A 24,369-nucleotide genomic window follows, 5' to 3' on the forward strand; every position below is an offset into this window, starting at 1 on the left:
TAGCCGTGCAGACGCTCGTCGGGTCTCCGGTCGTCTTGTGTCGCTCGTACAACGTCGCTCGTACAACGCGGTCAGCGCGCCTGCAGCGGGAGCAGATCCTCCGCCGCGAACGAGGCCTGCACCGCGTCGCCCGGCTGCCACGACGCCCCGGCGCTGCGCGGCTGCTCGGCCACCACCGTGATGCCGGAGGGTTCGAGCTCCAGGTGGTAGCGGACGGTGTCGCCGAGGTAGACGCGGCCGGTGACCTTCGCCCCGTGTGCGGTGGGGGTCGGCTCGCCCGCCGGGGCCAGACGGACCGCCGAGGGGCGGATCCCGACGTGGTCGGCCGGGCCCGCGCTCGGCACGGGCAGCTCCAGCCCGTCGGCGGTGCGATAGCGGCCGTCCACGACCTCGCCGGGGAAGATGTTCTCCACGCCCATGAAGTCGGCGACGAACACCGTGCGCGGGCGCTCGAACACCTCCGACGGGCTGCCGACCTGCTCCACCCGCCCGGCGTTCAGCACGGCGATCCGGTCGGAGATCGACAGCGCCTCCTCCTGGTCGTGGGTGACGAACAGGACCGCCTGGTCCAGTCGTTGCTGCAGGGCGCGCAGCTCGAGGCGGATCTCCTGGCGGAGCTTGGCGTCGAGGTTGGACAGCGGTTCGTCCATGAGCAGCACACGCGGCCGGACGGCGACGGCGCGCGCGACGGCCACGCGCTGCTGCTGCCCACCCGACAGCTGTCCGGGGTAGCGGTCGGCGAGCTGACCGATGTCCATGAGGGCAAGGGCTTCCCGCACCCGCTCGGTCACCTCGGCGGCGGGCAGCTTCCTCGCCCGCAGCCCGTAGGCGACGTTGTCCCGCACGCGCAGGTGCGGGAAGAGCGCGTAGTTCTGGAACACCACGGCGGTGTCGCGCCGGTAGGGCGGCACCGCCGTGACGTCCTTGCCGGCGAGCAGGACGCGGCCTGCGTCGGCGGGGAGGAAGCCTGCCACGACGTTCAGCGTGGTGGTCTTGCCACAGCCGCTCGGGCCGAGCAGGCTCACCAGCTCGCCCGCCTCGACGTCGACGTGGATGGCGTCGAGCACCGGCGTGGAGCCGAACGACTTGCTGACGCCTTCGACGGTCAGTGCAGTCATCCCTTCACCCCACCCGAGAGGACCTGGCCGAACCGGATGAACCTGTTGGACACCGCCAGCAGCGTGCCCACCAGCAGGATCTGCACGGTGGACACCGCGGCGAGCGTCGGGTCCACGCGGAACTCGGCGTACTGCACCATCGCCACCGGCAGCGTGATCTGCCCGGGGGATATGAGGAACAAGCTGATCTCCAGCTCGGCGAACGAGAAGATGAAGGCGAAGATGAACGCCCCGACGAGCGAGGGCCGCAGCAGCGGCAGCGTCACCCGCCACAGCGTTTGCCACGGGCCGCGGCCGAGGTCGAGCGAGGCCCGCTCGACGTCCGTGCCGAGGCCCGCCAGTCCGGCGTGCACGAGCCGGAACGTCCACGGCAGCGTGATCATCGTGTGCGCGAGCAGCAGGGCCCCGAGCGTCGGCACGAGCCGCACCTGCAGCATCCACGACAGCTGGTAGAGGTAGATGTAGACCGCCACGCCGCTGACGATCGCGGGGATCAGCAGCGGCAGCAGGAACCCGTTCTCCAGGAGACCGCGAAAGCGGAGCCGGGCGCGGGAGAGCCCGATCGCGGCGAGGAGGCCGAGCGCCGTCGAGAGCGCCGCGGTCGACAGGGCCAGCACGAAGGACAGCCGCAGCCCGCCGAAGAGGCCGCGTTCGCGCGTGAGCTCGCCGAACCAGCGCAGCGAGTAGCCCGGCGGCGGGAACGTGAGGAACTCGCTGTTGAACACCGACATCCAGACGACGAGTGCCACCGGCAGTAGCATGAAGCCGAACACCAGCACGCCGACGACGACCAGCCAGCGGGGAATGGTCACCGCGCCACGCGCCATCCCTCGAACTGGCGCCGCAGCAACCGGCCGTACAGCAGCACCACGGCGAGGCTCACGACGAGCATGAGGGCCGCCATGCTCGCGCCGAAGGGCCAGTTGTTGTCCGACGAGATCGTGTCGTAGACGACGGGCGCGAGCATCGGCACCTGCGTGCCGCCGACGAGCCGCGGCGTGGCGTAGGCGTTGATGCACAGGACGAACACCAGCGACGTGCCCGCCGCGATCCCCGGCACGATCTGGGGAAGGACGATCTGGCGGAACACCCGCAGCGGGCGGGCTCCGAGGTCCAGCGCGGCCCGTTCGGTGTTCGGGTCGACCGACTCGAGGGATGCCTGCAGCGTGAGCACCATCAGTGGCAGCACGACCGACGTGATCGCCACGGTGACGGTGGTGGCGGTGCGCAGGAGCTCGACCGGGGCGTCGAGGAGCCCGACGGCGGTGAGCACGGTGTTGACGACGCCCGAGTAGCCGAGCAGCGCGACCCAGCCGATCGACCGCACGACGTTGCCGACGAGCAGTGGGAACACCGTGAGGATGATCAGCACGGCCTTGACCCGTGCGCTCGCCTTCGTGATCAGGTAGGCCACCGGGAGCGCGAGCAGCAGCGCGAGCGCGGTGGCGGCCAGCGCGACCAGCAGGGTGCGCGTCAGCGCCCCGACGTGGTACGGGCTGGCGAAGAACCGCGCGAAGTTCTCCAGCGTGAACACAGGCTCGGAGAACGCCGTGCGCGACGGCCGCTCGAAGCTGAACCGCAGGAAGTAGACCAGCGGGGCCACGAAGAAGACCACGGTGACCAGAGCGGCGGGCATCACCAGCAGCCAGCCGGTGCGACGGTCGAGCGTCACTGGTTGATCAGTTGCTCGACGTACTGCTGGCGCCAGCGTTCGTTGTTCTGCGCGAGGTAGGCGAGATCCACCCGGTGGATGTTCTGCTCCTCCTCGGGCGTGAACCCGATCTCGGCGGTCAGCTCCGGCGACGGGTCGACGTTGGTGACGGTCGGCCAGTACCCCATGTTCTGCGCGAACTGCTCCTGCGCCTCGGGGTCGAGCATCGCGTCGATGTAGGCGTATGCGCCGTCGGGGTTCGGAGCATTGGCCGGGACGCCGACGGTGAAGACGACCGGGAACGTGCCCTCCCGCGGGATGGCGGACGCCAGCGGCGCCCCGGCCTTCCTCCACTGGTAGGCGCGCGCCTTCCAGTTGTACGCCAGCCACACCTCGCCGGACATCATCGCCTGGCCGAGCTGCTCCTGGGACTCGTAGACCCGCACGGTGCCCTTCCGGGCGAGCATCCGCTGCCAGCCCGCGTCCCAGTTGTTGCCGGGGTCGCCACCGGCCTCGAGCGCGGCGGCCATGAAGTACTCGGTGGCCCATTGGATCGACATGATCCCGATGCGGCCCGCGTAGGCCGGGTCCCAGAACACCTCGTAGCTGTCGGGTGGCGTGGTCACGTGCTCGGTGTTGTAGATGATCACGCCGGCGCTGTAGATGTGCGGCACCCACAGGTCGTTGCGGAAATCCTCGCGGATGTTGGCGAAGTTGGACAGGCGCGCGGGGTCGACCTTCCCGAGCAGCGACGCGGCGGCCATCTCCTGTGCCTGTTGGTCGGAGAGCGCGGTGACGTCGATGGTGCCCGGCCCGCCAGTCTGGCCTTGCGTGCGCATCTTCGTCATGCGCGCGACCTGGTCGGCCACGTCGTAGACCACGGTGGGCGCCCCGTCGGTCCTGGCCAGCACCGGCTCGACGAAGTCCTGCTGGAACTTCTGGTAGTCCCCGCCCCACGTCCCGACGACGACCTCGCCCGCGCCGCCACCGCCCGCGGCCCCGGGGTTGGGCGGCGGCGCCCCGCCGCAGGCGGCGAGGCCGAGCGTGGCGCCTGCGGCACCCGAGAGCTTGAGGAACTGCCGGCGGGGGAGCTGCACCACGGTCGTTCTCCTTCCGGATGGTGGCGATCATCGTAAGCGCTTTCGATCACTTAGTGTCAGTGCGTGGCTGAAGACGCTCCCCAGAACGAGAAGCCAGAGCTCCCGACCGACGACCTGGTCACGACCTCGCACACCCTGCGTACACCCACCGGTGGGCTCGGGTACACGGCCACCGCCGGCCGGATCGTCGTGCGGCACGAGAAGCACACCGACGGCACGTTCGACGGTCACGAGCCGCATGCCGAGGTGTTCCTCGTGGCCTACACGCTCGACGGTGCCGAGCCGGGCACCCGGCCCGTCACCATCGCGTTCAACGGCGGGCCCGGCTCGTCCAGCGTGTGGCTGCACATGGGGTTGTTCGGGCCGCGCCGCGTCGTGATGGGGGACGCCGGGGCGCTCACGCCGCCGCCGTGGGGGCTCACCGACAACCACGAATCGCTGCTCGCGCAGTCCGACCTCGTGTTCATCGACCCGGTCAGCACCGGCTACTCGCGCGCCGTCGAGGGCGGCAAGCCCGCAGAGTTCCACGGCTTCACCGGCGACGTCGAGACGATCGGCGAGGTGATCCGGCTGTGGGTCACGCGCAACGAGCGGTGGCTGTCGCCGAAGTACCTCGCGGGCGAGTCGTACGGCACGCTGCGCGCCGCCGCGCTCGCCGAGCACCTGCAGGACCGGCACGGCATGTACGTGAACGGCCTGATGCTGATCTCCAGCGTGCTCGACATGGGCACGATCCGGTTCACCGAGGGCAACGACCGGCCCTACCCGCTCTTCCTGCCGACGTACGCCGCGATCGCCCACCACCACGGGCTGCACCCGGACCGGACGCTCGCAGAGGTGCTCGCCGACGCGGCGGACTTCGCCGCGCGCGACTACCCGTGGGCCCTCGCCCAGGGCAACCGGCTGCCCGCCGCCGACCTCGATCGCGTCGCCGCCCGGCTCGCGGCCCTGTCCGGGCTCGACGAGGGCTACGTCCGCCGGGTGCGCCTGCGGATCGAGCACCAGCGCTTCTTCCGGGAGTTGCTGCGCGCCTCCGGGCGCACGGTCGGGCGGATCGACGGCCGGTTCACCGGCTGGGAGGCCGACGACGGCGGTGAGATGCCCGGCTACGACCCGTCGATCGCCGCGATCACGGGGCCGTACACGGCGGCGATCAACTCCCACGTCCGCACCACGCTCGGCTACGCGAACGACCTGCCCTACGAGATCCTGACCGGCCGGGTGCAGCCGTGGTCGTACAAGGAGTTCGAGGGCAGGGCCGTCTCGGTGGTCGGCAAGCTGTCGGCGGCGATGCGGGCCAACCCGCACCTGCGCGTGCACGTCGCCTGCGGCTACCACGACGGCGCCACGCCGTACTTCGCGGCCGAGCAGGTGCTCGCGGCCCTCCCGATTCCCGACGAGCTGCGCGACCGGATCGAGTTCCGCTACTACGAGGCCGGGCACATGATGTACGTGCACGAGCCGAGCAGGCTGCAACAGTCGGCCGATCTCGCCGCCTTCGTCGCCGTCACGCCGTGACGGGTCAGTCGGTGGCGAGCCGGATGCCGAGGCCCACCAGCAGGGTGCCCATCACGGCGTCGAGGGTGCGGCGGACCCGGTTGGCGGTGAGCAGCCTGCGCAGCGCGCTGACCACGCCCGCCAGCACGGTGAACCAGGTCAGCGTCACGCCCGCGGCGACCACGGCGAGCATCAGGTGGTCGAGGGCGGTCGCCGCGGTGGGCAGGAACTGGGGGAGCAGCGCGATGAAGAAGACCGCGACCTTGGGGTTGAGCAGGTTCGTCACCAGGCCCTGCCGGAACGCGGCGAGCGTGCCGGTCGCGCGCCCGCCCGGGAGGTGCGGCACGTTGTCGTAGTCTCCGCGGCGCGCCGCGAGCAGCGCGCGGACGCCGAGGAACACCAGGTAGGCCGCGCCGACCAGCTTGACCGCGGTGAACGCCACCGCGGACGCGGCGAGCAGGCCGGCGATCCCCAGCGCGGTGACCACCGCCCACGCGAACACACCCACGGCGATCCCGACGCCGCATGCCATCCCGGCACGGCGGCCGGAGATCATCGCGTTGCGGGTGACGATCGCGAAGTCGGGGCCTGGCGACATCGCGGCGAGCAGGACGACGCCGCCGAGGGCGACGAACTGGGTCACGGCCATTCCGATCACACTACTGGGGCGGGCGCGACTGGTCGTCGAGGTTTCCTCCTCACGTCAGCGGGCGGCCGTCCGGCCGAACCGGTCGGCCATGCGCCGCGTCAGGTCCGGCCACACGACGGGGTCGTGGCCCGGGATCAACGGGTAGCCGCGCTGCGCCGCGATCGCCTTCAGCCTGCGCACCTGCTCGACGCACTCCTCGGGTTCCGCGTCGACGCGGCCCCCGATCGAGACGTCCTGCTCGATGTTCTCGGTGAGGTCGGCCGCGTCGAACGCGAAGACGTACCCGCCGCCCCCGACGCTCTCGTCGAGGTCGACGACGAAGCTCTGGTGCCCCGGCGTGTGCCCCGGCGTCGAGATCGCGGTGACGCCCGGCGCGATCTCGACGTCCCCGTCGGCGAGCCGCCAGTCGTGGGCGGGGTCGTCGAAGTCGATCCGGTAGATCGCGTGCCGCTCGGCCTCCGGTGTCAGCCCGAACTCCAGCTCCCGGCGCTGGCAGTGCACGGGCACGCCGGTGAAGTGCCGCAGCCCACCCGCGTGGTCGAGGTGCAGGTGGCTGAGCGCGACCGCGTGCACCTCGGACATCTCGATGCCTGCGCCCGCGAGCGCCTCCTCCAATGGCTCGCCCGGCCCGGGCAGGATCGCCCGATATGACGGGAAGCCGTGGAAGCGGCGTCGCAGGGCTGCGTCCCGGATGAGCGCCGTGTTGAAGCCGGTATCGAGCAGCAGCCACCCGCCGTCGGCGCGCAGCAGGATGCCGGGTACGGGCTCGCGCACCCGCTCCTCCCGAGGCGCACCCTCGACCGAGACCGACTTGGGCAGGTCCTCCCAGCCGAGGGTGAGCAGGACGATCTCACGGATGCCTGGTCCACGTCGTGACATCAGGCGGAAAGGCCCGCGACTCGCAGGCTTTCCGGCGCTGCGATGTCGTGTGATTCCGCAACGCCCTTCAGCCAGGTCTGCGTGACCATGAAGTCCTTGCGGTAGGCGATGTTGCTCCAGCAGCCGGTGGCCGTGGCGAGCTCGCCGATCTTGGCGTACGTCGCGTCGTCCCCGGTCTGCAGCGCGATCGGCAGCAGCTCGGTGATCGCCGGGTCGGAACAGCCGAGGTAGTTCAGCCCGCCGTCCTCCGCGTACAGGATGTGCGCGGACGTGTAGGGGTCGGCGGCATCGGGCCAGAAGGTGCCGAAGTACACGTTCGGCGCGCCCTCCTGGTTGCCGATCCAGCCGAACACCTGCGACGTCGGATAGCCCTGCACGACGGGGGTGAGGCCGAGTCCCTGCAGCTTCGCGCCGACGAGGTTCGCGACCTGCTGTGCGTCGGGGTTGCTCGTGTCGTAGCCCAGCACGAGCTGCTTGTCCGCTGCGGCAGCGGCGATCGCCTGCAGTGGAGCGGTATCGGGCTGGACCGGCTGGTTGTTCAGGTCCGCAGGCAGCATCCCCTCCGGGTACGCACCGGTGGCCTTGTCACTTCGGCCGGCGAACACCTGGTCCGCCAGCTGATCGACGTCCAGTGCCTGCTGGAAGGCCTTGCGGGCGGCCGGGTCCGCGAGCAGCCCGGTGTTCGGGTTGACGTAGACCTGCTCGGTGGTGAACGACGGCAGGGAACGGCTCGCCACCGCCGGGTTGCCGAGGTAGTCCTTGACGGCGGGCGCGTTGAGGCCGTGGGTGATCGCGTGCAGCTGGCCGTTGTTGAGCAGCAGCTGCTGCGTCGACAGGTCGGAGATCACCGGCATGTCGACGGTCGTGAAGAACGGCTTCGGCCCCCACCACCCGTCGTAGGCCCGCATCTCGTAGCCCTGGCCCACCTCGGCCTTCGTGAGCGAGTACGGGCCGGTGCCGGCGTCGTGGGTCTGCAGGTAGGTCTGGGCGTTGTCCGACCCGGCCTGCTCGGCCAGGACCGTCGGGCTCATCATCTTCGGACCGTAGGGCGAGGCGAGGTAGTCCAGGAACGCCGAGTTGGGGGAGCCCAGCGTGATGACGACCTCGGTCGGGCTCGGGGTGTCCACCGACACGACGTCCGCCACCATGTATGCGGGCCCCTGGTTGACCGCGAGTCGCCGGTCGAAGGACGGTTTGACGGCCGCCGAGGTGAAGGGGGTCCCGTCGTGGAACGTCACCCCTTCGCGCAGGGTCAGCGTGAACACCGTGTTGTCCGGGGACACGGTCCACCCCGTGGCGAGCGCGGGTTCGATCTGGGGGGTGTCGGAGCCGGCGGTGTAGCGCAGCAGGCCCTCGTAGAGGTTCTGCGTGAGCAGAAGCCCCTGGCCGGAGTAGAAGATGTCCGGGTCCGGGGGCTGGCCGGGGTCCTGCAGGAACGACAGCCGCAGCACACCGTCCGTCGGGGCGGCGCTGGTGACGGTGGGCTGCTCGGCGCTGCCGCAGGCCGAAAGGGCCAGCGCGAGGGCGAGCGGTACGGCGAGACGGCGCAGCAGCCGGTTCATGGGGCGTCCTTCGGGGGAGCGGTGCGGTAGGTGCGGGCGACGCCGGTGCCGGCCGAGCGGGGGTCGACGTAGTCGGGCGCCGTGAGCCCGAGCCGGCGCATCGCCATACCGGTCATGGCCTCGCGCACGGCGCGGTGGGCGAGCAGGGCGGTGATGCCGGCGTTGCCGTCGTAGGGCGGGCTCACCTCGACGACGTCCATGGCGACGATGCCGACCTCGGCCGCCAGCCTGCGCACGGCCCGCAGCACGTCGGCGCTGGTCAGGCCACCCGGCTCGGGGGTGCCGGTGCCGGGGGCGTACGCCGGGTCGCAGACGTCGACGTCGAGGGAGACGTAGAGGTGGTCGGCGCTGTCGAGGGCCTCGTCGAGGGCGCGTTCCAGCACCGCGTCGAACCCGTCGCGGCGGATCTCCGCCATGAAGTGGACGCGGAGCTCGTTCTCCTCCATCCAGTCGAGGATCGGCCGGTCCGGCCAGTAGCCGCGCAGGCCGACCTGCACGAAGTTGCGCCCCGGCACGGCGCCGCTCTCGATCAGCTTGCGCATCGGCGTGCCGTGGCTCGCGAGCGAGCCGGGGGAGTCGGGCGCGGTGTCGGCGTGCGCGTCGAAGTGGATGATGCCGACCTTGCCGTGCCCGTACGCGTCGGCGACCGCGGTGGCGGTGGGCCAGGTGATCGCGTGGTCGCCGCCGAGGATCAGCGGCGTCGCCCCGGCCCCGACGATCCCGCCGATGAACTCGCGGACGAGGTCGAAGGTGCCCAGCGTGTTGCCGACGAGCACCTCGGCGTCGCCGTAGTCGCATGCGCGCAGGTGTTCAAGGGGGTCGACGCGGACGTCGAGGTGCGGGAGCGAGGAGCCGTACCCGCCGAGGTAGTCGGCCGAGCGGATGGCTTGGGGCCCGAGATGGGTGCCCGAGCGGCCGGTGACCGTGCCGTCCCACGGGACGCCGCAGACCGCGACGTCCATCTGCCCGGCGCGCAGGTCCTCGGGCGTGAGGCAGACCGGCAGCTTCATGAAGGTCTGGATCCCGGCGTGCCCGCGCTCGCCGGACGGGCGGTTGACGTGCATCGGCCCTGGTGGCCGCTCGGGCACCGCGAAGTGCGGGAAGTCGGTCACTAAACCTCGATCCTCGGGTCGGCGGCGGCCTGCAGGAGGTCCACCACGGTGTTGATGACGACGTAGGTGACGCCGAGCAGGAGGGTGACGCCCGCGATGGCCGGGAAGTCGCCCGCCGGAATGCTCTGCGCCGTGTACTGGCCGAGGCCCGGCCACGCGTAGATCAGCTCGACCACGAGCACGCCCGCGAACATCAGGCCGACCTGCAGGCCGGTCATCGAGAGCGCCGGGCCGACCGAGTTGCGCAGCACGTGGCGGCGCATCACCTGCACCTCGGTGAGCCCCTTCGCGCGGGCGGTGCGCGTGTAGTCGGTGAGCCCGGTGGTGACCAGGCTCGACCGCAGCACCCGCCCGATCGCGACCGCCGGACCGATCGCGATCGCGAGGCCGGGCAGGAGCAGGTGCCGCCATGCGTCCACGAGCACGTCGGGGCGGGCGTGCAGGACGGCGTCGACGGTGAGCAGGCCCGTTGGCCCGGTCGGGGCGTCGGCGACGCCGGTGCGCCCGGTGGCGGGGAGCCAGCCGAGCTGCTGGTAGAACAGGATGATCCCCCCGATGGCCAGCAGGAACGCCGGGGTGGACGCGCCGGCGATCAACACGAGGCGGAAGACCCCGGCGCCGCGCCACCGCAGGGTGGTGGCCACCGCGAGCCCGACGGCGAGCACGATGGCGAGGCCGAGCGCGAAGAACGTGAGTTCCAAGGTGGCCGGCAGGAACGTCGCGAGGTCGGTGCCCACCGGGCGTCGCGTGCGGTAGGACGTACCGAGGTCGCCGTGCAGCAGGCCCCCGACGTAGCGGGCGTACTGGAGCGTGATCGGGTCGTCCAGGCCGAGCTGCCTGCGGGTCTCGGCGACGAGCTCCTGCGACGCGCTCGGGCCGAGCATCGCCCGCACCGGGTCGGTGGAGGAGATGTGCTGGAGGACGAACAGCACCGCGGTCAGCGCGAGCACGATCACGACGACGGCCGCGAAGCGCTTTGCGATCAGGACAGCCACCGGTCATCGCCTCGCCATCAGGTTGCGGACGCCGTCGCCCGCGACGTTGGCGGCGAGCGCCAGCGCGGCAACGGTCAGGCCGGGCACCACCGGGATCCACGGGTCCTGCAGCAGGTAGCTGAGGTTGCGGGCGGTATCAGCGCCCAGCTCGGGTGCGGGGGCCGACTGGCCGAGCCCGAGGAACGACAGCCCGGCGAGCGTGAGCACGAGCGCGCCGATGTCGAGGCTCGCGGTGACGACGATCGCGGGCACGGCCCCCGGCAGCAGGTGCCGAAGCGCCACGCGCACGCGCCCGGTCCCGGCGAGCCGGGCCGCCTCCACGTGCGGGCGGGCGGCGAGCGTGCGGATCTCCCCGCGCACGATGCGGGCGTAGAACGGCCACCAGACGATCGACACCGCGAGCAGCGTGTGGGTGAGGCCGGGGCCCAGCGCTGCCACGACGGCGATGGCCAGCACGGGTGCGGGCAGGGCGAGGAACCCGTCGGTGATCCGCATGAGCACGTTGTCGACCCAGCCACCGCTCGCGCCCGCGATCAGCCCGACGAGCCCGCCGAGCACGGCACCCGCCGCGACCACCGCGAGGGCGGCGAGCCAGCTGGTGCGCAGCCCGTACAGGACGCGGCTGAGGATGTCGCGGCCCACGCTGTCCGAGCCGAGCAGGAACCCGTCCGTGCCCGGCGGGGACGACGGCATGCCGACCGGGTCGAGGGGCCCGTGCGGGGCGAGCAGCGGGGCGGCGACCGCGACGAGCGTGATGAGCGCGAGGAGCCCGGCGGCGAGGACGTCGCGGCGCGGGACGGTGAGGCGCCCGGGCACTGCGGGGGCGACCGGTTCGGCGGTGGCCGTCTCAGTGGGGGCCATCAGAGCTCCTTCGGGCGGATGCAGGCCACCCGGCGGTCGTCGGTGCCATGCCGTAGCAGCTCGAGTGGGACGTCCAGATCCGCGTCCGCACATGCGCTCTCGGCGAGCGCGCAGCGCGGGTGGAAGGCGCAGCCGGACGGCGGCGACAGCGGGCTGGCGGGCTCGCCGTCGAGCAGGGTGGGGGTCACCCCGAAGTCGGGAACTGCCGCGAGCAGCGCCTTCGTGTACGGGTGTTTGGGCGCCCTGATCAGCTCCTCCGCGGCGCCGATCTCGACGATGCGGCCCAGGTACATCACCGCGATCCGGTCGGCGACGATCCGCGCCACCGACAGGTCGTGCGTGACGAGGAGGACCGCGATGCCGAGCTCCCGGCGCAGCGACTGCAGGAGGTTGAGCACGGTGGCGGCGATGTTGACGTCGAGCGCGCTGGTCGGCTCGTCGGCGAGCAGCACGTCAGGGGGCACGACGACGGCACGCGCGAGAGCGACGCGCTGGCGCTGCCCGCCGGAGAGCTCGCCTGCTCTCGCGTCGTACACGGCGGCCGGCAGACCGACGCGGTCCAGCGCGGCGACCGCCCGCTCGCGGCGTGCCGCCCTCGCGGCAGTAGGGCGCTCGGTGCGCAGCCGCTCGTCGAGCAGCTCGCCGACGGTGAGCCACGGCGTGAGCGAGGCGCCGGCGTCCTGGAAGACCATCTGCGGCCGGGTGCCGACTCCCACGTCGCCGCGTTCGCGCGTCTCCAGCCCGGCGAGCACCCGCAGCAACGTCGACTTGCCCGAGCCGCTCTCCCCGACGATCGCGACGGCCTCCCCGGCGCGGACGTCGAGTGACACCCGGCGCAGCGCCGCGAGCCGCGCTCGGCGGCCCCGGCCGGCCCGCACCCGGAACGTCTTCTCCACCGCGGTGAGCCGGGCGACCGATGCCGGCTCCGTGCGGTCGCGTGGCTCGGGGGCGGGGAGCGGTTCGGACACCGTGGCGGCGAGGTCCACGACCTGTGACACGGTCGCGAAGCAGGCCCGCGCGTGTCCGTCGAGATCCTCGGCGTCGGGCACGGTCTCTCGGCACTGCCCGGTGGCAAGGGCGCATCGCGGCGCGAAGGAACACCCGGGAAGCGGCGCCGACGGGTCCGGCGGCCCGCCCTCCAGCGTGCCGAGCGGGCGGCCACGCTCGGTGCCGAGCGAGAGCCGCGAGCGGATCAGGCCGACCGTGTACGGGTGCATCGGGGCCTGCAGGACGGCGGCGGTCGGCCCGACCTCGGCGATCCGTCCGGCGTACATCACGGCGACGCGGTCGGCGACCTGCGCCGCCACCCCGAGGTCGTGGGTGATGAGCAGGACACTGCATCCGACGTCGTCGCGCAGGCGGCGGAGCAGGGAGAGCACCTGGGCCTGCACGGTGACGTCGAGCGCGGTGGTCGGCTCGTCGGCGATCAGGAGAGCGGGGTCGCCCGCAACGGCCATCGCGATCATGACCCGTTGCCGCAGACCGCCGGAGAGTTCGTGGGGGAAGCTGTCGAGCCTGCGCTCCGGCTCCGGGATGCCCACCGCCCGCAGCAGGCGCAGCGCCTCGGCGCCCGACCCGGCGGCCTCGGCCACCTGCCGGCCGATCCGCATCGTGGGGTTGAGGGAGGTCATCGGGTCCTGGAAGACCGCGCCGAGGGAATCCCTTCGGACCTGCCGGCGCACCTGTGGGCTCGCGGTGAGCATGTCGGTGCCCGCGACCCGGACGGTCCCGCTCGTCCGCGGCCGGGACGCATCGGGCAGCAGGCCGAGCAGGGAGAGGCCGAGCACGCTCTTACCGGAGCCGGACTCGCCGACGAGACCGAGCACCTCGCCGGCGCGGATCTCCAGGTCGACTCCCCGGACGGCCTCGAGTGGCCGCCCGTTGCGGGTGAACCCGACGTGCAGGCCCTCGATCCGAGCGACCGGCTCGGCGATGTCCTGCGCCGTCGCGGCGGCCGTCCTGGCTGCGGTTCGGGGCATCTGCCTCCTCCGTGGGCCTGCTCGGCCACGGAGCAGCCGGCAGCGACTGTCTCCCGGGTTTTTGTCCCGCCGTGGACGGGCCCGCGCCGGCGGGTCCGCTGCACCTCTCGGACCAGGCCTCCCGGTCGCGAGACCGGGAGCGGAACCCTAGGTGCGCCCCATCTGATGGGTCGCGGACAGTGCATCGCCGGGGCGTGAATCCCGGCGCACCGGGATGTTCCGATCTTGTGAACAGCCGCTCAGGCGCCGGCCTGGCGCCCCTCCTGCCCGAAGGACGACAGTGCGAGCGCACCTTCAGGCAGCACGAGCTCGCCCGCCGCGATGCGCTTCTTCAGGTAGGTGAAGCTCTGGGCGGTCTGGGCGAACAGGTGCTCGCCCGCCCGCAGCGCGACCCGCTCCGGCTCACCGTCCCGCACGAACCGCGGCAGCGGCGCGACGAGCGTGTCGTGGTCCACGTTGAAGAACAGCGGGAAGGACCAGCGCTCCTCGTTGACCTTGCGGACCCGGTGGGTCGTCGCGACGAACTCGCCGTTCGTCCAGGTCTCCAGCATGTCGCCGATGTTCACGACGAACGCCCCGTCGCGCGGTGGCACGTCGATCCACTCGCCTGCGCCGTTCAGCACCTCGAGGCCGGGTGCGGTCGGCTTGAGGATCGTGAAGCACTCGTAGTCGGTGTGCGCTCCGATGCCGGTGGCGTCGGCGGCGTCCGGGTCGTGCGGGTAGTGGATCAGCCGCAGCTGGCTCGGCGGCTTGGTCACATGGCGGTCGAAGACGTCCGCCCGCTCCCCGAGCGCCAGCGCGAAGCCCGACAGCAGCGTCCGGCCGAGCGCCATGACGGCCTCGTACCACGCGGTGCACGCCGCGGCGAACCCCGGCACGTCCGGCCACTGGTTCGGCCCGAGCATCCGGCCTGCCACGTGGTCGGGGTCGTCGGCGGGCAGGTCCCTGCCGAGGTCGAAGGCCTCCTTGAGGTCGATGGTGCCGCCGCTGAAGACCTCCTCACCGACGGGCACGTAGCCGCGGTGGTTGCGGGAGCGGCCGATGTAGGTGCGCATCTTCACGTCGAGGGGGAGCGCGAAGAACGCCGTCGTCACCCGCAGCAGGTCGTCGAAGAGCGTCGGGTCGATGCCCGTTCCGGTGACGTACAGGAAGCCGACCTCGCGGGCCGCGGCGCCCAGTTCGTGCGCCACCTGCTCCCGCTCGTCGGCGGCGCCGCGCAGGCCGGCGACGTCGACGACGGGGACCTCGGTGAACTCGGTGAGGCTCGTCATGTTCTCCTCCCGTACGGGTCGGTAAGTGCGCCCTCGCGGGCCAGGACGTCCCACTCGCGGCGGGCGGGTCCGCCGTCAGGGCCCACGTCCTCGGTGACGAACCGGGCGCCGTCGGTTCCGAAGCGGAACGGCGCGCCGACCCGCCATGGCAGGTTCGAGCCGGTGCGCACCGCGCCGGCCCGGCCGATGCGGCCAACGGCGACCTCGGCGTCGAGCAGGTCCTGGGCCTCCCGGGTGGATCTCGCGGTGGCCACGTGGTCCTCCAGCCGGCCACCCGGCGGGAGCGGCCGTGCTCTGCCCCTGGCCCAGGCGAAGTTCCGTCCGACGCGGACCAGCACGCCGATCGCCCGCGTGGACGTCTCGCGCAGCAGCAGCCCGGCCACCGGGCCGGAGTTGCCCGGTACCCGGTGCCAGTGCTCGACGTAGCGCACGTGCCGCCCCGTCTCGACGACGTGACCGTTCTCGGCCGCGAGCCGGCCTTCGTCCGGCGTGGCCGACCACGGTTGGAGATCGACCAGCCGCTCCCACCGCGCCCACGGCCCGTCGGCGCCGAGCCGCCCGGCGAACCCCTCGATGCCCGCCAGCACGCCCGCGGTGGCGGGGTCGATGTCGCGCAGGCAGCGGACGTGGGGCGGCACGCGGACGGACCCCGGGAGCCGCAGGTCGACGTAGAGCTCGCCGGCCTGCAACCACGTCACGTCGGTGGTCGTGTCGGCGTCGCCGTCGGCCGTCAGCAGCAGCGACCGGCGCCAGAGTCCGGTGAGGCGGGGGTCGGGTGGCACGAGTTCCATGGCGATCGCTGATCCCATCGAGCTCGCGTGTCGACCGGTGGCGTCGCGCGATGAAGATCGGGTTACCGGACCGCGTTCAGGTCGGGCAGGTCATGGAACCTGATCATGCATCTCGCCGTAGGCGACCACCGAGAGGAAACGGATCGGTAGTTGCACCAGCGCCTGGGGTCCGTGGGTGCCCTCGCCGTCGAGCTGGAGGGCGTCGCCGGGGCGCATGGTGTAGCTCGAGTCGCCGTGGCCGTAGACCATCTCGCCCTCGAGCATGTAGAGCAGCTCCGTGCCGGGGTGCTCGAAGAGCGGGAACTCCTCGCTGCGCTCGGTGAGGGTGACGAGGTGGGCCTCCATCCGCTTGTGCGGGCCGCGCAGTGCCCCGAGGAGGGTGTAGTCGTGGCCGACGCGGGTGCCCCGCGCCACGATGCGGGCGCCTGCCCCCGCCGGGGTGAAGACGGCCTCTCGCGGGGCGTCGGCGCCCCGGAACAGCGTGGTGACCGGCACGTCGAGCGCGTCGGCGAGCCGGGCGAGCGTGGTGAGGCTGCAGGACGTCTGGGCGTTCTCGATCTTCGACAGCATCGGCTTGGAGATGCCCGTGCGCTCGGCGAGCTCGGCGAGGGTGGCACCCGACGCGTGCCGGATCCGCCGCACCTGCGCGGCGATGGCGCGTTCGAGCCGCCCCTCCTGCGCGGCCGGCCGGTCGACCTCGCGCGCTGCCGGGCCGTGATCGATCGTGTCGGCCATGTGCACATCCTCTCCCGGTGTGTCAGCGCATCTCGCCTGCCCCGACGTACGGGTGCGGGCTGCGCAGGAGCGCGCCTTCCGCGAAGCGGGAGAGCCGGAAGTCCGACTCGGGGACGTGCGGGTCGGAGCTCTTCCCGTCGACCACGAGGTCCGCCACCAGCCGTCCCACCGACGGGGAGATCTTGAAGCCGTGCCCGGAGAAGCCCGCCGCGACGACCAGGCCGTCGACCGGGGCGATCGAGATGACCGGGTTGAAGTCGGGGGTGACGTCGTAGCAGCCGGCGTACGTCGACGCGATCGAGGCGTTCTCCAGCCCGGGGAACCGGGTGCCGACCTTCTCGACGGCGAGGTCGAGGAATGCCTCGGAGGCCTGGTTGGAGTAGCGATCGGGGTCGGCGGGTTCCAGTTCGGAGAGGTCGGAGTTGCCGAAGAGGATCTCGCCGGAGTTCTCGGGCCGCACGTACTGCAGCGAGACGAGGTCGGAGAAGACCGGGACCGGCCCGAGCTCGACACCGGGGTCGACGAGCACGATCTGCTCCCGGTGCACGGTGATCGGCAGGTCGATGCCGCGCGCGGCGAGCAGCGGCACCGACCACGGTCCGGCCGCGACGACGACGGTGCCGGCCGGGATCATCGACCCGTCCGCGAGCCGCACCCCCGTGGCCCGCCCGCCCTCGACCACGATCTCGGCGACGGTGCTGCCCTGCCGCAGTCGCACCCCGGTGCGGCGGGCGGCCGCGGCGAAGGCCTGCGCGGTCTGGTACGCGTCGCCGTACCCGCCGCGCGGCTCCCAGGCGAAGGCGGCGAAGTCGTCCAGGCGCGCCACGGGCCAGAGCGTCCGCACCTCGGCGTGGCCGATCTCCTCCGTCCGCACGCCGACCGCCCGCTGGTCGGCCAGCGAGGCGCGCAGCGCGTCGACGTTCTGCTCGCCGACGCCAACGACGTAGCCGGTCTGGTGGAACCCGACGTCCGCGCCGAGGACCTCGCCGGCGTTCTCGAAGACGTCGAGGGCGGCGTTCGCCATCGCTGCGAGCGAGGAGACGCCGTAGTGGCAGCGCACCACCCCGGAGGACTTGCCGGTGCCGCCCGAGCCGACGGTGTCGCGCTCGACGATCACGACGTCGGTGACGCCGCGCTCGGCGAGCGCCCACGCCGCGGCGCACCCCTCGATCCCGCCGCCGACGATCACCACATCAGGCACGGGGCGTCCCGGGGATCCAGTCGGTGCCCGCGAGCGGCACCCGGGCCATCGCGGCGGCCTCGATGGTGAGCGCGACGAGGTCCTCGGGCTCGAGGTGCCGCACGTGCGCCTTCCCGCAGGCGCGGGCGATGGTCTGGGCTTCCATGGTCAGCACGCGCAGGTAGTTGGCGAGGCGGCGGCCGCCCTCGACCGGGTCGAGCCGTGCGGCGAGCTCGGGGTCCTGGGTGGTGATGCCGGCCGGGTCGCGGCCGTCCTGGTAGTCGTCGTAGAACCCGGCGGCCGAGCCCAGCGCCTCGTACTCGTCGGCGTAGCGGGGGTGGTTGTCGCCGAGCGCGATCAGGGCCGCGGTGCCGATCGCGACGGCGTCCGCACCGAGCGCCATGGCCTTTGCGACGTCGGCACCCGTGCGGATGCCGCCGGACACGATCAGCTGCACCTTGCGGTGCAGGCCCAGCTCCTGCAGCGCCTGGACCGCCTGCGGGATCGCGGCGAGCGTCGGGATGCCCACGTGCTCGATGAACACCTCCTGGGTGGCGGCCGTGCCGCCCTGCATCCCGTCGACGACCACCACGTCGGCGCCCGCCGCGACGGCGAGCTTCACGTCGTAGTAGGTGCGCGAGGCGCCGACCTTGACGTAGATCGGCTTCTCCCAGTCGGTGATCTCCCGCAGCTCCAGGATCTTGATCGTGAGGTCGTCCGGGCCCGTCCAGTCCGGGTGCCGGCACGCGGAGCGCTGGTCGATGCCCGCGGGCAGGGTGCGCATGGCGGCGACCCGGTCGGAGATCTTCTGGCCGAGCAGCATCCCGCCGCCGCCGGGCTTGGCGCCCTGCCCGAGGACCACCTCGATCGCGTCGGCCTTGCGCAGGTCCGTCGGGTTCATCCCGTAGCGGGAGGGCAGGTACTGGTAGACGAGGTGCTTGGACTGGCCGCGCTCCTCAGGGGTCATGCCGCCGTCGCCGGTGGTGGTGGAGGTGCCGACCTCGCTGGCACCGCGTCCGAGGGCCTCCTTGGCCTGCGCGGACAGCGCGCCGAAGCTCATCCCCGCGATCGTCACCGGGATGTCGAGGCGCAGCGGGTAGCGCGCGTTGCGGTCGCCGAGCACCACGTCGGTGTCGCAACGCTCGCGGTAGCCCTCGAGGGGATAGCGGGACATGGACGCGCCGAGGAACAGCAGGTCGTCGAAGTGCGGCACGCGGCGCTTCGCGCCCCAGCCGCGGATGTCGTAGACGCCGGTGTCGGCGGCGTGCTGGATGGCGGCGATGGTGGCGCGGTCGAACGTCGCAGACTCACGCAGGGCTGGATCGATCACCGGATTCCTCAATACGTGTTGTGCACGGCGAAGTGGTAGAGCCGCCGGGCGGATCCGAAGCGCCGGAACTCGCCGGGGTCGTGTTCCAGCCCTGCGGCGGCGAGCAGCTCGGCGAGCTCGGCGCGGTGCTCGTAGCGCACCGGCTTCTCGACGCAGTCGGCGCCGAGGGAACCGACCTTGCCACGCACGTAGATGCGGGCCTCGTAGATCGAGTCGCCGAGGTCGTCGCCCGCGTCCCCGCAGACGACGAGCCGGCCGGCCTGGGCCATGAACGCGCTCATCGGGCCGATGTCGCCGCCCACGACGATGTCGATGCCCTTCATCGAGATGCCGCACCGCATCGAGGCGGATCCCTCGATCACGAGAAGGCCGCCGTGGGCGGTGGCGCCCGCGGACTGCGAGGCGTCGCCGCGCACCCGCACCGCGCCGGACATCATGTTCTCCGCAACGCCCGTGCCGACGTTGCCGTGCACGGTGATCTCGCCGCCGTCGTTCATCCCGGCGCAGTAGTAGCCGGCGTGGCCGCGGACCTGGACGTCGATCGGGTTGCGGACGCCGGCCGCGATCGCGTGGGCGCCCTTCGGGTTGAGCACCTCGTAGCGCGCCGACGTGGGCGCGTGCAGTTCGGCGTTCAACTCCCGAAGTGGGGCGGCCGACAGGTCGAACGTCACCGGGTCCACGCGTACACCCTTTCCGGCTCCGGTTCGTAGATCCGGGCGTCCTCGATCCCGGGCAGCTCGGCCAGCGCGCGGAACTCCGAGGCCATCGCGACCCACGCGGTGGTCTCGGCGATGATCGCCGGCTTGCACGCGATCGCGTCGCGGACGACGGCGAACCCGTCGGCGCTGGTCACGAGCAGGGTGTAGAAACCGTCGAAGCGCTCGCAGAGCAGCCGCAGCGCCTTGTCGAGGTCATCGCCCTGCGCCAGCCGCGACGCGACGAACCGGGCGCCGACCTCGGAGTCGTTCTCCGAGTCGAACAGCACTCCGTCGCGCTGCAGGTCGCGCCGGATGGTGGCGTGGTTGGCGAAGGAGCCGTTGTGCACGAGGCACTGGTCGGGGCCGACGGAGAACGGGTGGCAGCCCTCGGGTGTGACCGCCGACTCGGTGGCCATCCGGGTGTGGGCGAGGCCCTGCCAGCCCTGCGCGTTCGCGAGGTCGTAGGTGGCGGCGAGCGCCCGCGGGTGGCCGGTGCCCTTGTAGACGGTCAGGTCGGTTCCGCTGCCGACCACGCGCACCTCCGGCGCGGCGGCCAGCACCGTGTCGACGAGCGCTTCGACACCCATCGGTGCGGCGACGACGGTGGTGTCGCCCGCGGGCGTCACCAGCGCGTTCGGCAGCCGAGCGGTGAGGTCCGCCGGGGAGTCGAGCACCGACACCGCGGCGTGTCCCTCCGGGCAGCGGCGGCGATCGCCGTAGACGGCGACGCCCGCGGAGTCCGGGCCGCGCTCGACGACCTGGCACAGCATGCTCTCCAGCAGCCGACCCAGCCGCGGGTACAGCTGCGGGTCGCGCAGGTGGAGTCCGACGATGCCGCACATCAGAACGCCGTCAGGTAGCGGTCGTGCTCCCAGGAGCCGACCGTGCCGTGCCAGTCGAAGAACTCCCCCCGCTTCAGGCTTGTGAAGTACTCGGCGACGCCCGGGCCGGCGGCGTCCAGCGCGGCCGAGACGACCTTGTCGGCGGCGAGCGCGTCGGCCGCGTGCAGCAGCGTGGGCGGCAGCTCGGGCCGGGGGACGGCGTCGGCGCCGGTGCCGGGGCTGCCTGGGTCCAGGTCGCGGTCGATGCCGTCGAGACCGGCGGCGAGCACCGCGGCCATCGCGAGGTAGGGGTTGGCGGAGCCGTCGCCGCCGCGCAGCTCGATCCGGTGCTGGTCGGGGATCCGGACGAAGTGGGTGCGATCGTTGCCGCCGTACGTGGCGCGCCGCGGCGACCAGGTGGCGCCGGAGCGGGTGGACGTGGCCCCGGTGCGCTTGTAGGAGTTCACGGTCGGCGCGAGGACGGCCTGCAGGCCGGGGGCGTGGTCGAGGATCCCGGCGAGGAACCGGTATGCCAGCGGGGAGAGCCCGAACCCGCGCGGGTCGCCCACCTCGGGGAAGAGCGCGTCACCGTCGCGCCACAGCGACAGGTGCAGGTGCATCCCCGAGCCGGTGCGGTCGGCGAACGGCTTGGGCATGAAGGTCGCGGTCATCCCGCGTTGCTCGGCGAGCACCGAGATCAGGTAGCGGGCGGTGATCACGCGGTCGGCGGTGGTCAGGGCGTCGGCATAGGCGAAGTTCTGTTCGAACTGGCCGTTCGCGTCCTCGTGGTCGTTGGCGTAGTTGCCCCAGCCGAGCGCGTTCATCGCCGCGGACACCCCGGTGAGGTGCTCGTACATGCGGGTCAGGCCGCGGGCGTCGTAGCAGGGCCGCGCGGCGTCGTCCTTCGGGTCGGCCGGTACCAGCCGGCCGGTGTCGTCGCGCCGGACGAGGAAGTACTCCACCTCGGCGCCCGCGAACAGCGCGACGTCGCGCGCGGCGGCCTCGGCGATGAGCTTCTTGAGCACGACGCGCGGCGCGAAATGCCACGGCTCGCCCTCGACGTGCGGGTCGCAGTGCACCAGTGCCAGGCCCTCGCGCACCCACGGCAGCGGCGTGTAGCTCGCAAGATCCGGGATGGCGATCAGGTCGGGGTCGCTGGGCACCTGGCCGATCGCCCCGACGGCGTAGCCGGCGAACCCGACGCCCTCGTGCTGCAACTCGGCGGCCGCCTCGACGGGCACGAGCTTGGCGCACGGCTTGCCCGCGAGGTCGACGAACAGCGCGAGCAGGAACCGCACCCCGTCGGCCTCGGCGCGGGCGGCCAGGTCGGTCGTCGGCATCGGGACCCCTCTCGTGGGTATCTCAAGAAGAAACATAGTTGCTGAATAGGAAACAGGGAAGGGGTCAGATCTCGAGGAGCCAGCGGGCTGCGGCGCCGCGGAAGCGGTCGAGGCCCTTGTAGTCGGCCATGTCCTCGGGGAGCTCCGTGAGCACCCGGCCGAAGCGCTCCCGCCAGGCGGGCACGGTGGCGAGCTCGGCCAGCGAGGCGAGGTAGGTGCGGATCAGGAACATGACCGCGCCGGAGTGGCCGAGCCGGACGAGGTGCTGCACCTCGACCCGCAGGTGCAGCCGGCGGGCGAGCTCGTCGTCGGACGCGTCGACGATCGTGCTCCGGTCGGGACCCCACTCCGGGTAGGTCTCGGTGGACTGGTCGAGGCGGCGGTCCACCGACATCGTCCAGTTCGTGCGGCGGTACTCCTGGCCGGGTTCCAGTCGCATCAGGAAGCGCTCGGCGCGGGAGATGATGCCCGCCTCGTGGACGCGCGGCACCGGCCCGTGCACCTCGAGGAACCGCATCCCGACGTCGAAGCGCATCGACCAGTCGGCGGCGAAGGTGACGATCCCGGCATCGGCCCACAGCGAGCCCTCGCGCTGGTCGAGCAGCACGACGTCGTCCTGCACCTGGCTGCCGAGGAAGCCGAGCGGGCCGCCGGGGAGGCTCGCGTCGTCGCCGTCGGTGAACCGCTGCTCGATGCCGAGAAGAGCGTTGCGCCAGACGAGATCCCGCCCGGTGCGTTCGAGCGACATCCGGTCCGGGTGCTGGGCCGCGAGCTCGCCGAGCACCGTGTGCAGCGCGTCCCAGCACGCGGGGCGCATGTGCGGCAGGACCTGGAGCCGTGAGGGGTCCCGGTCGAGCACTGCGGCCCGTTCGGACAGCTCTGGGCCGTACTCGTCGTCGACGTCGAGGATGCCGGTGCCCCAGCTGCCGGCCTCGGTCTCCACTGGCACGCGGGCCGGCTCGACGTTCGTCGAGTAGCGGTAGGTGTCGGCGCGGAAGGGGAAAGGGAAGCGTGCCAGCCGTGGGGTCATAGATCGATCTCCAGCGAGTCGGTCTCGCTCCGGGACACGCAGCACATGACCGCGTCGCTGCGCTCGTCGGCGGAGAGGAACTCGTCGCGGTGCAGCGGCCGTCCGGCCAGCACGGGTACGCGGCACTCGCCGCACACGCCCTGCCGGCACATGTTCGGAACGGCGACGCCCGCGGCATGCAGCGCGTCGAGGAGGCTGGTCCCGGACGGCACGTGCACGTCCCGGCCCGAGCGGGCCAGCCGGGCCACGAACTCCCGGCCCGGGTCGAGGGCGGCGGGGACGAACCGCTCCAGGTGCAGCCGTTCCGGCGGCCAGCCCGCCGCGGCGGCGTCGGCGAGCACCCGGTCCATCAGCGGGCCGGGGCCGCAGACGTAGAGGTGCGTGCCGATCGGCTGCTCGCGAAGGGCCGTCTGCAGCAGCCGGCCGAACTCGTCCGACTCGGTGGACTCGACGAGCCGATCACCGAGCAGCCCAGCGAGCTCCGCCGCGTACGGGGCGACGCCCGGCCGGTGCACGTAGAGCAGCTCGACCGGCCGGTCCCACCGCAGCGCGGCCCGGACGTGCGCGAGCAGCGGGGTGATACCGATACCCCCTGCGACCAGTAGGTGTCGGCCCGCCGTGGAAACCGGCGGGAACGCGCTGCGTGGCCGCGACACCCGCACCCGGTCGCCCGCTCGCAGGCGGTGGAGGTGGGTCGAACCCCCCTCGCCGTCGGGCTTGTGCAGGACGGCGATCCGGTAGGCGTCGGGCTCGACCCCGCAGCCGGTCAGCGAGTACGCGTTGCGCCTGCCGTCCCCGCACTCGACGACGACATGGGCGCCCGCCGGGTACGGGGGCAGTCGCGTGCCCGGCCGGACCAGGGTCAGCTCGCGGATGCCGGGGGCGATCTGCGCGCTCTGCGCGACGAGGAGTTCGAGGCTCACGACGCGTCCTCGGCGTCGACCATGAACCCGAGGTAGGCCGCCGACCGGCGCGACACGTGGTGGTAGACCAGCAGCGACCGGCCGCAGCCATGGCACGGGGTCACCTCGCCGGTGGCGACGTCGGCCACCGACGTGGTGTCGCAGTGCGCGCACCACACTCGCCGGTGCCGGTCGTCGGTCACCAGCACGGCGATCTCCGCCGCCAGCACGCCCGCGCGCGTCGCCCCCGCATAGGCGGCCAGCACGTCGGCCTGCGGTCCGGCGAGCATCAGCCGCCAGCCGACCCGGGCCGCCGTCACCTGCTCGTCGAGTTCGGCGAGCACCGCCCCGTCCGCATGCTCGACTCGGCGGACCCACGCCGGGCGGCCGAGCCGGGCGACCTCGCGATGCCAGCGCTCGGCCACCGGTGCGGCGTCCGGACCGAACGCCACGATCGCGTACGCCCGGCCCGCCCGGTCCACCCCCGGGTCGGTGGTGGGCCAGCGCGGCACGCTCGTGCGGGCCATCAGGGCGCGAAGGTGCGGTGCCCGGCGTAGAAGCCGAGCGCCCGGTCCGGGGTCTCGAACTTGACCGTCGTGCCCTTCGGGAAGAACAGGACGTCCCCCTTGCGAGCGTGCACGACCTGCCCGGATGTCATGTCGGTGAGCACGAACTCGCCCTCGACCACGAACTTGGTCTCGTCGTACGTGTACTCGTAGACGAGCGGGTCCGAGTGGAGCAGCTCGAAGAACCCCGAGCAGAACACCGCCCCGTCGGGGTTCGCGAACGCGTCCCCGATGAACGCCTCGCAGCCGGGCTCGTTCATCGACGGCAGGTTCTCGTAGCCCTTCTCGACCTTGCCGATCAT

At 72.4% G+C, this 24,369-nt stretch carries 24 protein-coding genes and 1 riboswitch; of the genes, 1 reads left to right on the forward strand and 23 read right to left on the reverse strand.

Features of this window, described 5'->3' with window-relative positions; translation table 11 throughout:
- Positions 1–71 precede the first annotated feature (71 nt).
- Genes K1T35_RS20850 through K1T35_RS20865 form a run of 4 tightly spaced genes read right to left on the reverse strand, consistent with a single transcriptional unit; the run spans position 72 to position 3,869 of the window.
- Positions 72–1,118 carry an ABC transporter ATP-binding protein gene (locus tag K1T35_RS20850; protein WP_220261792.1) on the reverse strand — a complete coding sequence of 349 codons (1,047 nt, stop codon included), beginning with the start codon at positions 1,116–1,118 and terminating at the stop codon, positions 72–74.
- Positions 1,115–1,930, reverse strand: coding sequence for an ABC transporter permease (locus tag K1T35_RS20855; protein WP_220261793.1), 816 nt, complete (start codon positions 1,928–1,930; stop codon positions 1,115–1,117). Before K1T35_RS20855 ends, K1T35_RS20850 begins: the two co-directional genes overlap by 4 nt.
- Complete coding sequence (locus K1T35_RS20860) at positions 1,927–2,790, reverse strand: ABC transporter permease (RefSeq protein ID WP_220261794.1); 864 nt, start codon at positions 2,788–2,790, stop codon at positions 1,927–1,929. The genes K1T35_RS20855 and K1T35_RS20860 overlap by 4 nt, the downstream gene beginning before the upstream one ends.
- On the reverse strand, positions 2,787–3,869 hold the full coding sequence (locus K1T35_RS20865; RefSeq protein ID WP_220262730.1) for a PotD/PotF family extracellular solute-binding protein: 1,083 nt from the start codon (positions 3,867–3,869) through the stop codon (positions 2,787–2,789). Before K1T35_RS20865 ends, K1T35_RS20860 begins: the two co-directional genes overlap by 4 nt.
- A gap of 63 nt (positions 3,870–3,932) precedes the next feature.
- Here K1T35_RS20865 and K1T35_RS20870 point away from each other — a divergent pair, with 63 nt between their 5' ends.
- Positions 3,933–5,387, forward strand: a complete 1,455-nt coding sequence (locus K1T35_RS20870; protein ID WP_220261795.1) for a S10 family peptidase — start codon at positions 3,933–3,935, stop codon at positions 5,385–5,387.
- A 4-nt stretch (positions 5,388–5,391) separates the two neighbouring features.
- On the opposite strand, the gene K1T35_RS20875 is transcribed toward K1T35_RS20870, so the two are convergent.
- The 19 genes from K1T35_RS20875 to K1T35_RS20965 all read right to left on the reverse strand — a co-directional run bounded on the left by K1T35_RS20875 (position 5,392) and on the right by K1T35_RS20965 (position 24,369).
- Positions 5,392–6,015 (reverse strand): LysE family translocator, encoded by a 624-nt coding sequence (locus K1T35_RS20875; RefSeq protein ID WP_220261796.1) that lies wholly within the window; start codon positions 6,013–6,015, stop codon positions 5,392–5,394.
- Positions 6,016–6,069: 54 nt separating this feature from the next.
- Positions 6,070–6,894, reverse strand: a complete 825-nt coding sequence (locus K1T35_RS20880; protein ID WP_220261797.1) for an N-acyl homoserine lactonase family protein — start codon at positions 6,892–6,894, stop codon at positions 6,070–6,072.
- On the reverse strand, positions 6,894–8,456 hold the full coding sequence (locus K1T35_RS20885; protein ID WP_220261798.1) for an ABC transporter substrate-binding protein: 1,563 nt from the start codon (positions 8,454–8,456) through the stop codon (positions 6,894–6,896). The genes K1T35_RS20880 and K1T35_RS20885 overlap by 1 nt, the downstream gene beginning before the upstream one ends.
- Positions 8,453–9,568, reverse strand: coding sequence for an agmatinase (gene speB / locus K1T35_RS20890; protein WP_220261799.1), 1,116 nt, complete (start codon positions 9,566–9,568; stop codon positions 8,453–8,455). Before speB ends, K1T35_RS20885 begins: the two co-directional genes overlap by 4 nt.
- Complete coding sequence (locus tag K1T35_RS20895; protein ID WP_220261800.1) at positions 9,568–10,563, reverse strand: ABC transporter permease; 996 nt, start codon at positions 10,561–10,563, stop codon at positions 9,568–9,570. Before K1T35_RS20895 ends, speB begins: the two co-directional genes overlap by 1 nt.
- A gap of 3 nt (positions 10,564–10,566) precedes the next feature.
- On the reverse strand, positions 10,567–11,424 hold the full coding sequence (locus K1T35_RS20900) for an ABC transporter permease (protein ID WP_220261801.1): 858 nt from the start codon (positions 11,422–11,424) through the stop codon (positions 10,567–10,569).
- On the reverse strand, positions 11,424–13,403 hold the full coding sequence (locus K1T35_RS20905; protein WP_220261802.1) for an ABC transporter ATP-binding protein: 1,980 nt from the start codon (positions 13,401–13,403) through the stop codon (positions 11,424–11,426). Before K1T35_RS20905 ends, K1T35_RS20900 begins: the two co-directional genes overlap by 1 nt.
- Before the next feature lie 48 nt (positions 13,404–13,451).
- Positions 13,452–13,565, reverse strand: a riboswitch (guanidine-I (ykkC/yxkD leader).
- A 77-nt stretch (positions 13,566–13,642) separates the two neighbouring features.
- Entirely contained in the window at positions 13,643–14,674 is a 1,032-nt protein-coding gene (locus K1T35_RS20910) for an isopenicillin N synthase family oxygenase (protein WP_220261803.1), read from the reverse strand.
- Complete coding sequence (locus K1T35_RS20915) at positions 14,671–15,483, reverse strand: hypothetical protein (RefSeq protein ID WP_220261804.1); 813 nt, start codon at positions 15,481–15,483, stop codon at positions 14,671–14,673. Before K1T35_RS20915 ends, K1T35_RS20910 begins: the two co-directional genes overlap by 4 nt.
- Before the next feature lie 72 nt (positions 15,484–15,555).
- Complete coding sequence (locus tag K1T35_RS20920; RefSeq protein ID WP_220261805.1) at positions 15,556–16,200, reverse strand: XRE family transcriptional regulator; 645 nt, start codon at positions 16,198–16,200, stop codon at positions 15,556–15,558.
- A gap of 22 nt (positions 16,201–16,222) precedes the next feature.
- On the reverse strand, positions 16,223–17,401 hold the full coding sequence (locus K1T35_RS20925) for an FAD-binding oxidoreductase (protein WP_220261806.1): 1,179 nt from the start codon (positions 17,399–17,401) through the stop codon (positions 16,223–16,225).
- On the reverse strand, positions 17,394–18,710 hold the full coding sequence (locus tag K1T35_RS20930; protein ID WP_220261807.1) for an FMN-binding glutamate synthase family protein: 1,317 nt from the start codon (positions 18,708–18,710) through the stop codon (positions 17,394–17,396). Before K1T35_RS20930 ends, K1T35_RS20925 begins: the two co-directional genes overlap by 8 nt.
- Positions 18,711–18,718: 8 nt before the next feature.
- Positions 18,719–19,390: a glutamate synthase gene (locus K1T35_RS20935; protein WP_220261808.1), complete on the reverse strand. Its 672-nt coding sequence runs from the start codon at positions 19,388–19,390 to the stop codon at positions 18,719–18,721.
- Positions 19,378–20,250, reverse strand: coding sequence for a glutamine amidotransferase (locus K1T35_RS20940; RefSeq protein WP_220261809.1), 873 nt, complete (start codon positions 20,248–20,250; stop codon positions 19,378–19,380). Before K1T35_RS20940 ends, K1T35_RS20935 begins: the two co-directional genes overlap by 13 nt.
- Positions 20,250–21,569 carry a type III glutamate--ammonia ligase gene (gene glnT / locus K1T35_RS20945; protein ID WP_255622373.1) on the reverse strand — a complete coding sequence of 440 codons (1,320 nt, stop codon included), beginning with the start codon at positions 21,567–21,569 and terminating at the stop codon, positions 20,250–20,252. The genes K1T35_RS20940 and glnT overlap by 1 nt, the downstream gene beginning before the upstream one ends.
- A 64-nt stretch (positions 21,570–21,633) precedes the next feature.
- Positions 21,634–22,599: a DUF3445 domain-containing protein gene (locus K1T35_RS20950; RefSeq protein WP_220261811.1), complete on the reverse strand. Its 966-nt coding sequence runs from the start codon at positions 22,597–22,599 to the stop codon at positions 21,634–21,636.
- Complete coding sequence (locus K1T35_RS20955; RefSeq protein WP_220261812.1) at positions 22,596–23,522, reverse strand: PDR/VanB family oxidoreductase; 927 nt, start codon at positions 23,520–23,522, stop codon at positions 22,596–22,598. Before K1T35_RS20955 ends, K1T35_RS20950 begins: the two co-directional genes overlap by 4 nt.
- The gene (locus K1T35_RS20960) at positions 23,519–24,028 is read right to left on the reverse strand and encodes a dimethylamine monooxygenase subunit DmmA family protein (protein WP_220261813.1); all 510 of its coding nucleotides are present in this window, start codon (positions 24,026–24,028) and stop codon (positions 23,519–23,521) included. Before K1T35_RS20960 ends, K1T35_RS20955 begins: the two co-directional genes overlap by 4 nt.
- On the reverse strand, positions 24,028–24,369 hold the full coding sequence (locus K1T35_RS20965) for a cupin domain-containing protein (RefSeq protein ID WP_220261814.1): 342 nt from the start codon (positions 24,367–24,369) through the stop codon (positions 24,028–24,030). The genes K1T35_RS20960 and K1T35_RS20965 overlap by 1 nt, the downstream gene beginning before the upstream one ends.

Origin of the sequence: Pseudonocardia sp. DSM 110487 (assembly GCF_019468565.1) — a bacterium.
Taxonomy (GTDB): domain Bacteria; phylum Actinomycetota; class Actinomycetes; order Mycobacteriales; family Pseudonocardiaceae; genus Pseudonocardia.

Bases quoted from the DNA above. Each gene is read 5' to 3' on its own strand.
- K1T35_RS20850 (WP_220261792.1), bottom strand. From the start codon at position 1,118: ATGACTGCACTGACCGTCGAAGGCGTCAGCAAGTCGTTCGGCTCCACG.
- K1T35_RS20875 (WP_220261796.1), bottom strand. From the start codon at position 6,015: ATGGCCGTGACCCAGTTCGTCGCCCTCGGCGGCGTCGTCCTGCTCGCC.
- K1T35_RS20880 (WP_220261797.1), bottom strand. From the start codon at position 6,894: ATGTCACGACGTGGACCAGGCATCCGTGAGATCGTCCTGCTCACCCTC.
- K1T35_RS20885 (WP_220261798.1), bottom strand. From the start codon at position 8,456: ATGAACCGGCTGCTGCGCCGTCTCGCCGTACCGCTCGCCCTCGCGCTG.
- K1T35_RS20900 (WP_220261801.1), bottom strand. From the start codon at position 11,424: ATGGCCCCCACTGAGACGGCCACCGCCGAACCGGTCGCCCCCGCAGTG.
- K1T35_RS20905 (WP_220261802.1), bottom strand. From the start codon at position 13,403: ATGCCCCGAACCGCAGCCAGGACGGCCGCCGCGACGGCGCAGGACATC.
- K1T35_RS20910 (WP_220261803.1), bottom strand. From the start codon at position 14,674: ATGACGAGCCTCACCGAGTTCACCGAGGTCCCCGTCGTCGACGTCGCC.
- K1T35_RS20915 (WP_220261804.1), bottom strand. From the start codon at position 15,483: ATGGGATCAGCGATCGCCATGGAACTCGTGCCACCCGACCCCCGCCTC.
- K1T35_RS20920 (WP_220261805.1), bottom strand. From the start codon at position 16,200: ATGGCCGACACGATCGATCACGGCCCGGCAGCGCGCGAGGTCGACCGG.
- K1T35_RS20940 (WP_220261809.1), bottom strand. From the start codon at position 20,250: ATGTGCGGCATCGTCGGACTCCACCTGCGCGACCCGCAGCTGTACCCG.
- glnT (WP_255622373.1), bottom strand. From the start codon at position 21,569: ATGCCGACGACCGACCTGGCCGCCCGCGCCGAGGCCGACGGGGTGCGG.
- K1T35_RS20950 (WP_220261811.1), bottom strand. From the start codon at position 22,599: ATGACCCCACGGCTGGCACGCTTCCCTTTCCCCTTCCGCGCCGACACC.
- K1T35_RS20960 (WP_220261813.1), bottom strand. From the start codon at position 24,028: ATGGCCCGCACGAGCGTGCCGCGCTGGCCCACCACCGACCCGGGGGTG.
- K1T35_RS20965 (WP_220261814.1), bottom strand. From the start codon at position 24,369: ATGATCGGCAAGGTCGAGAAGGGCTACGAGAACCTGCCGTCGATGAAC.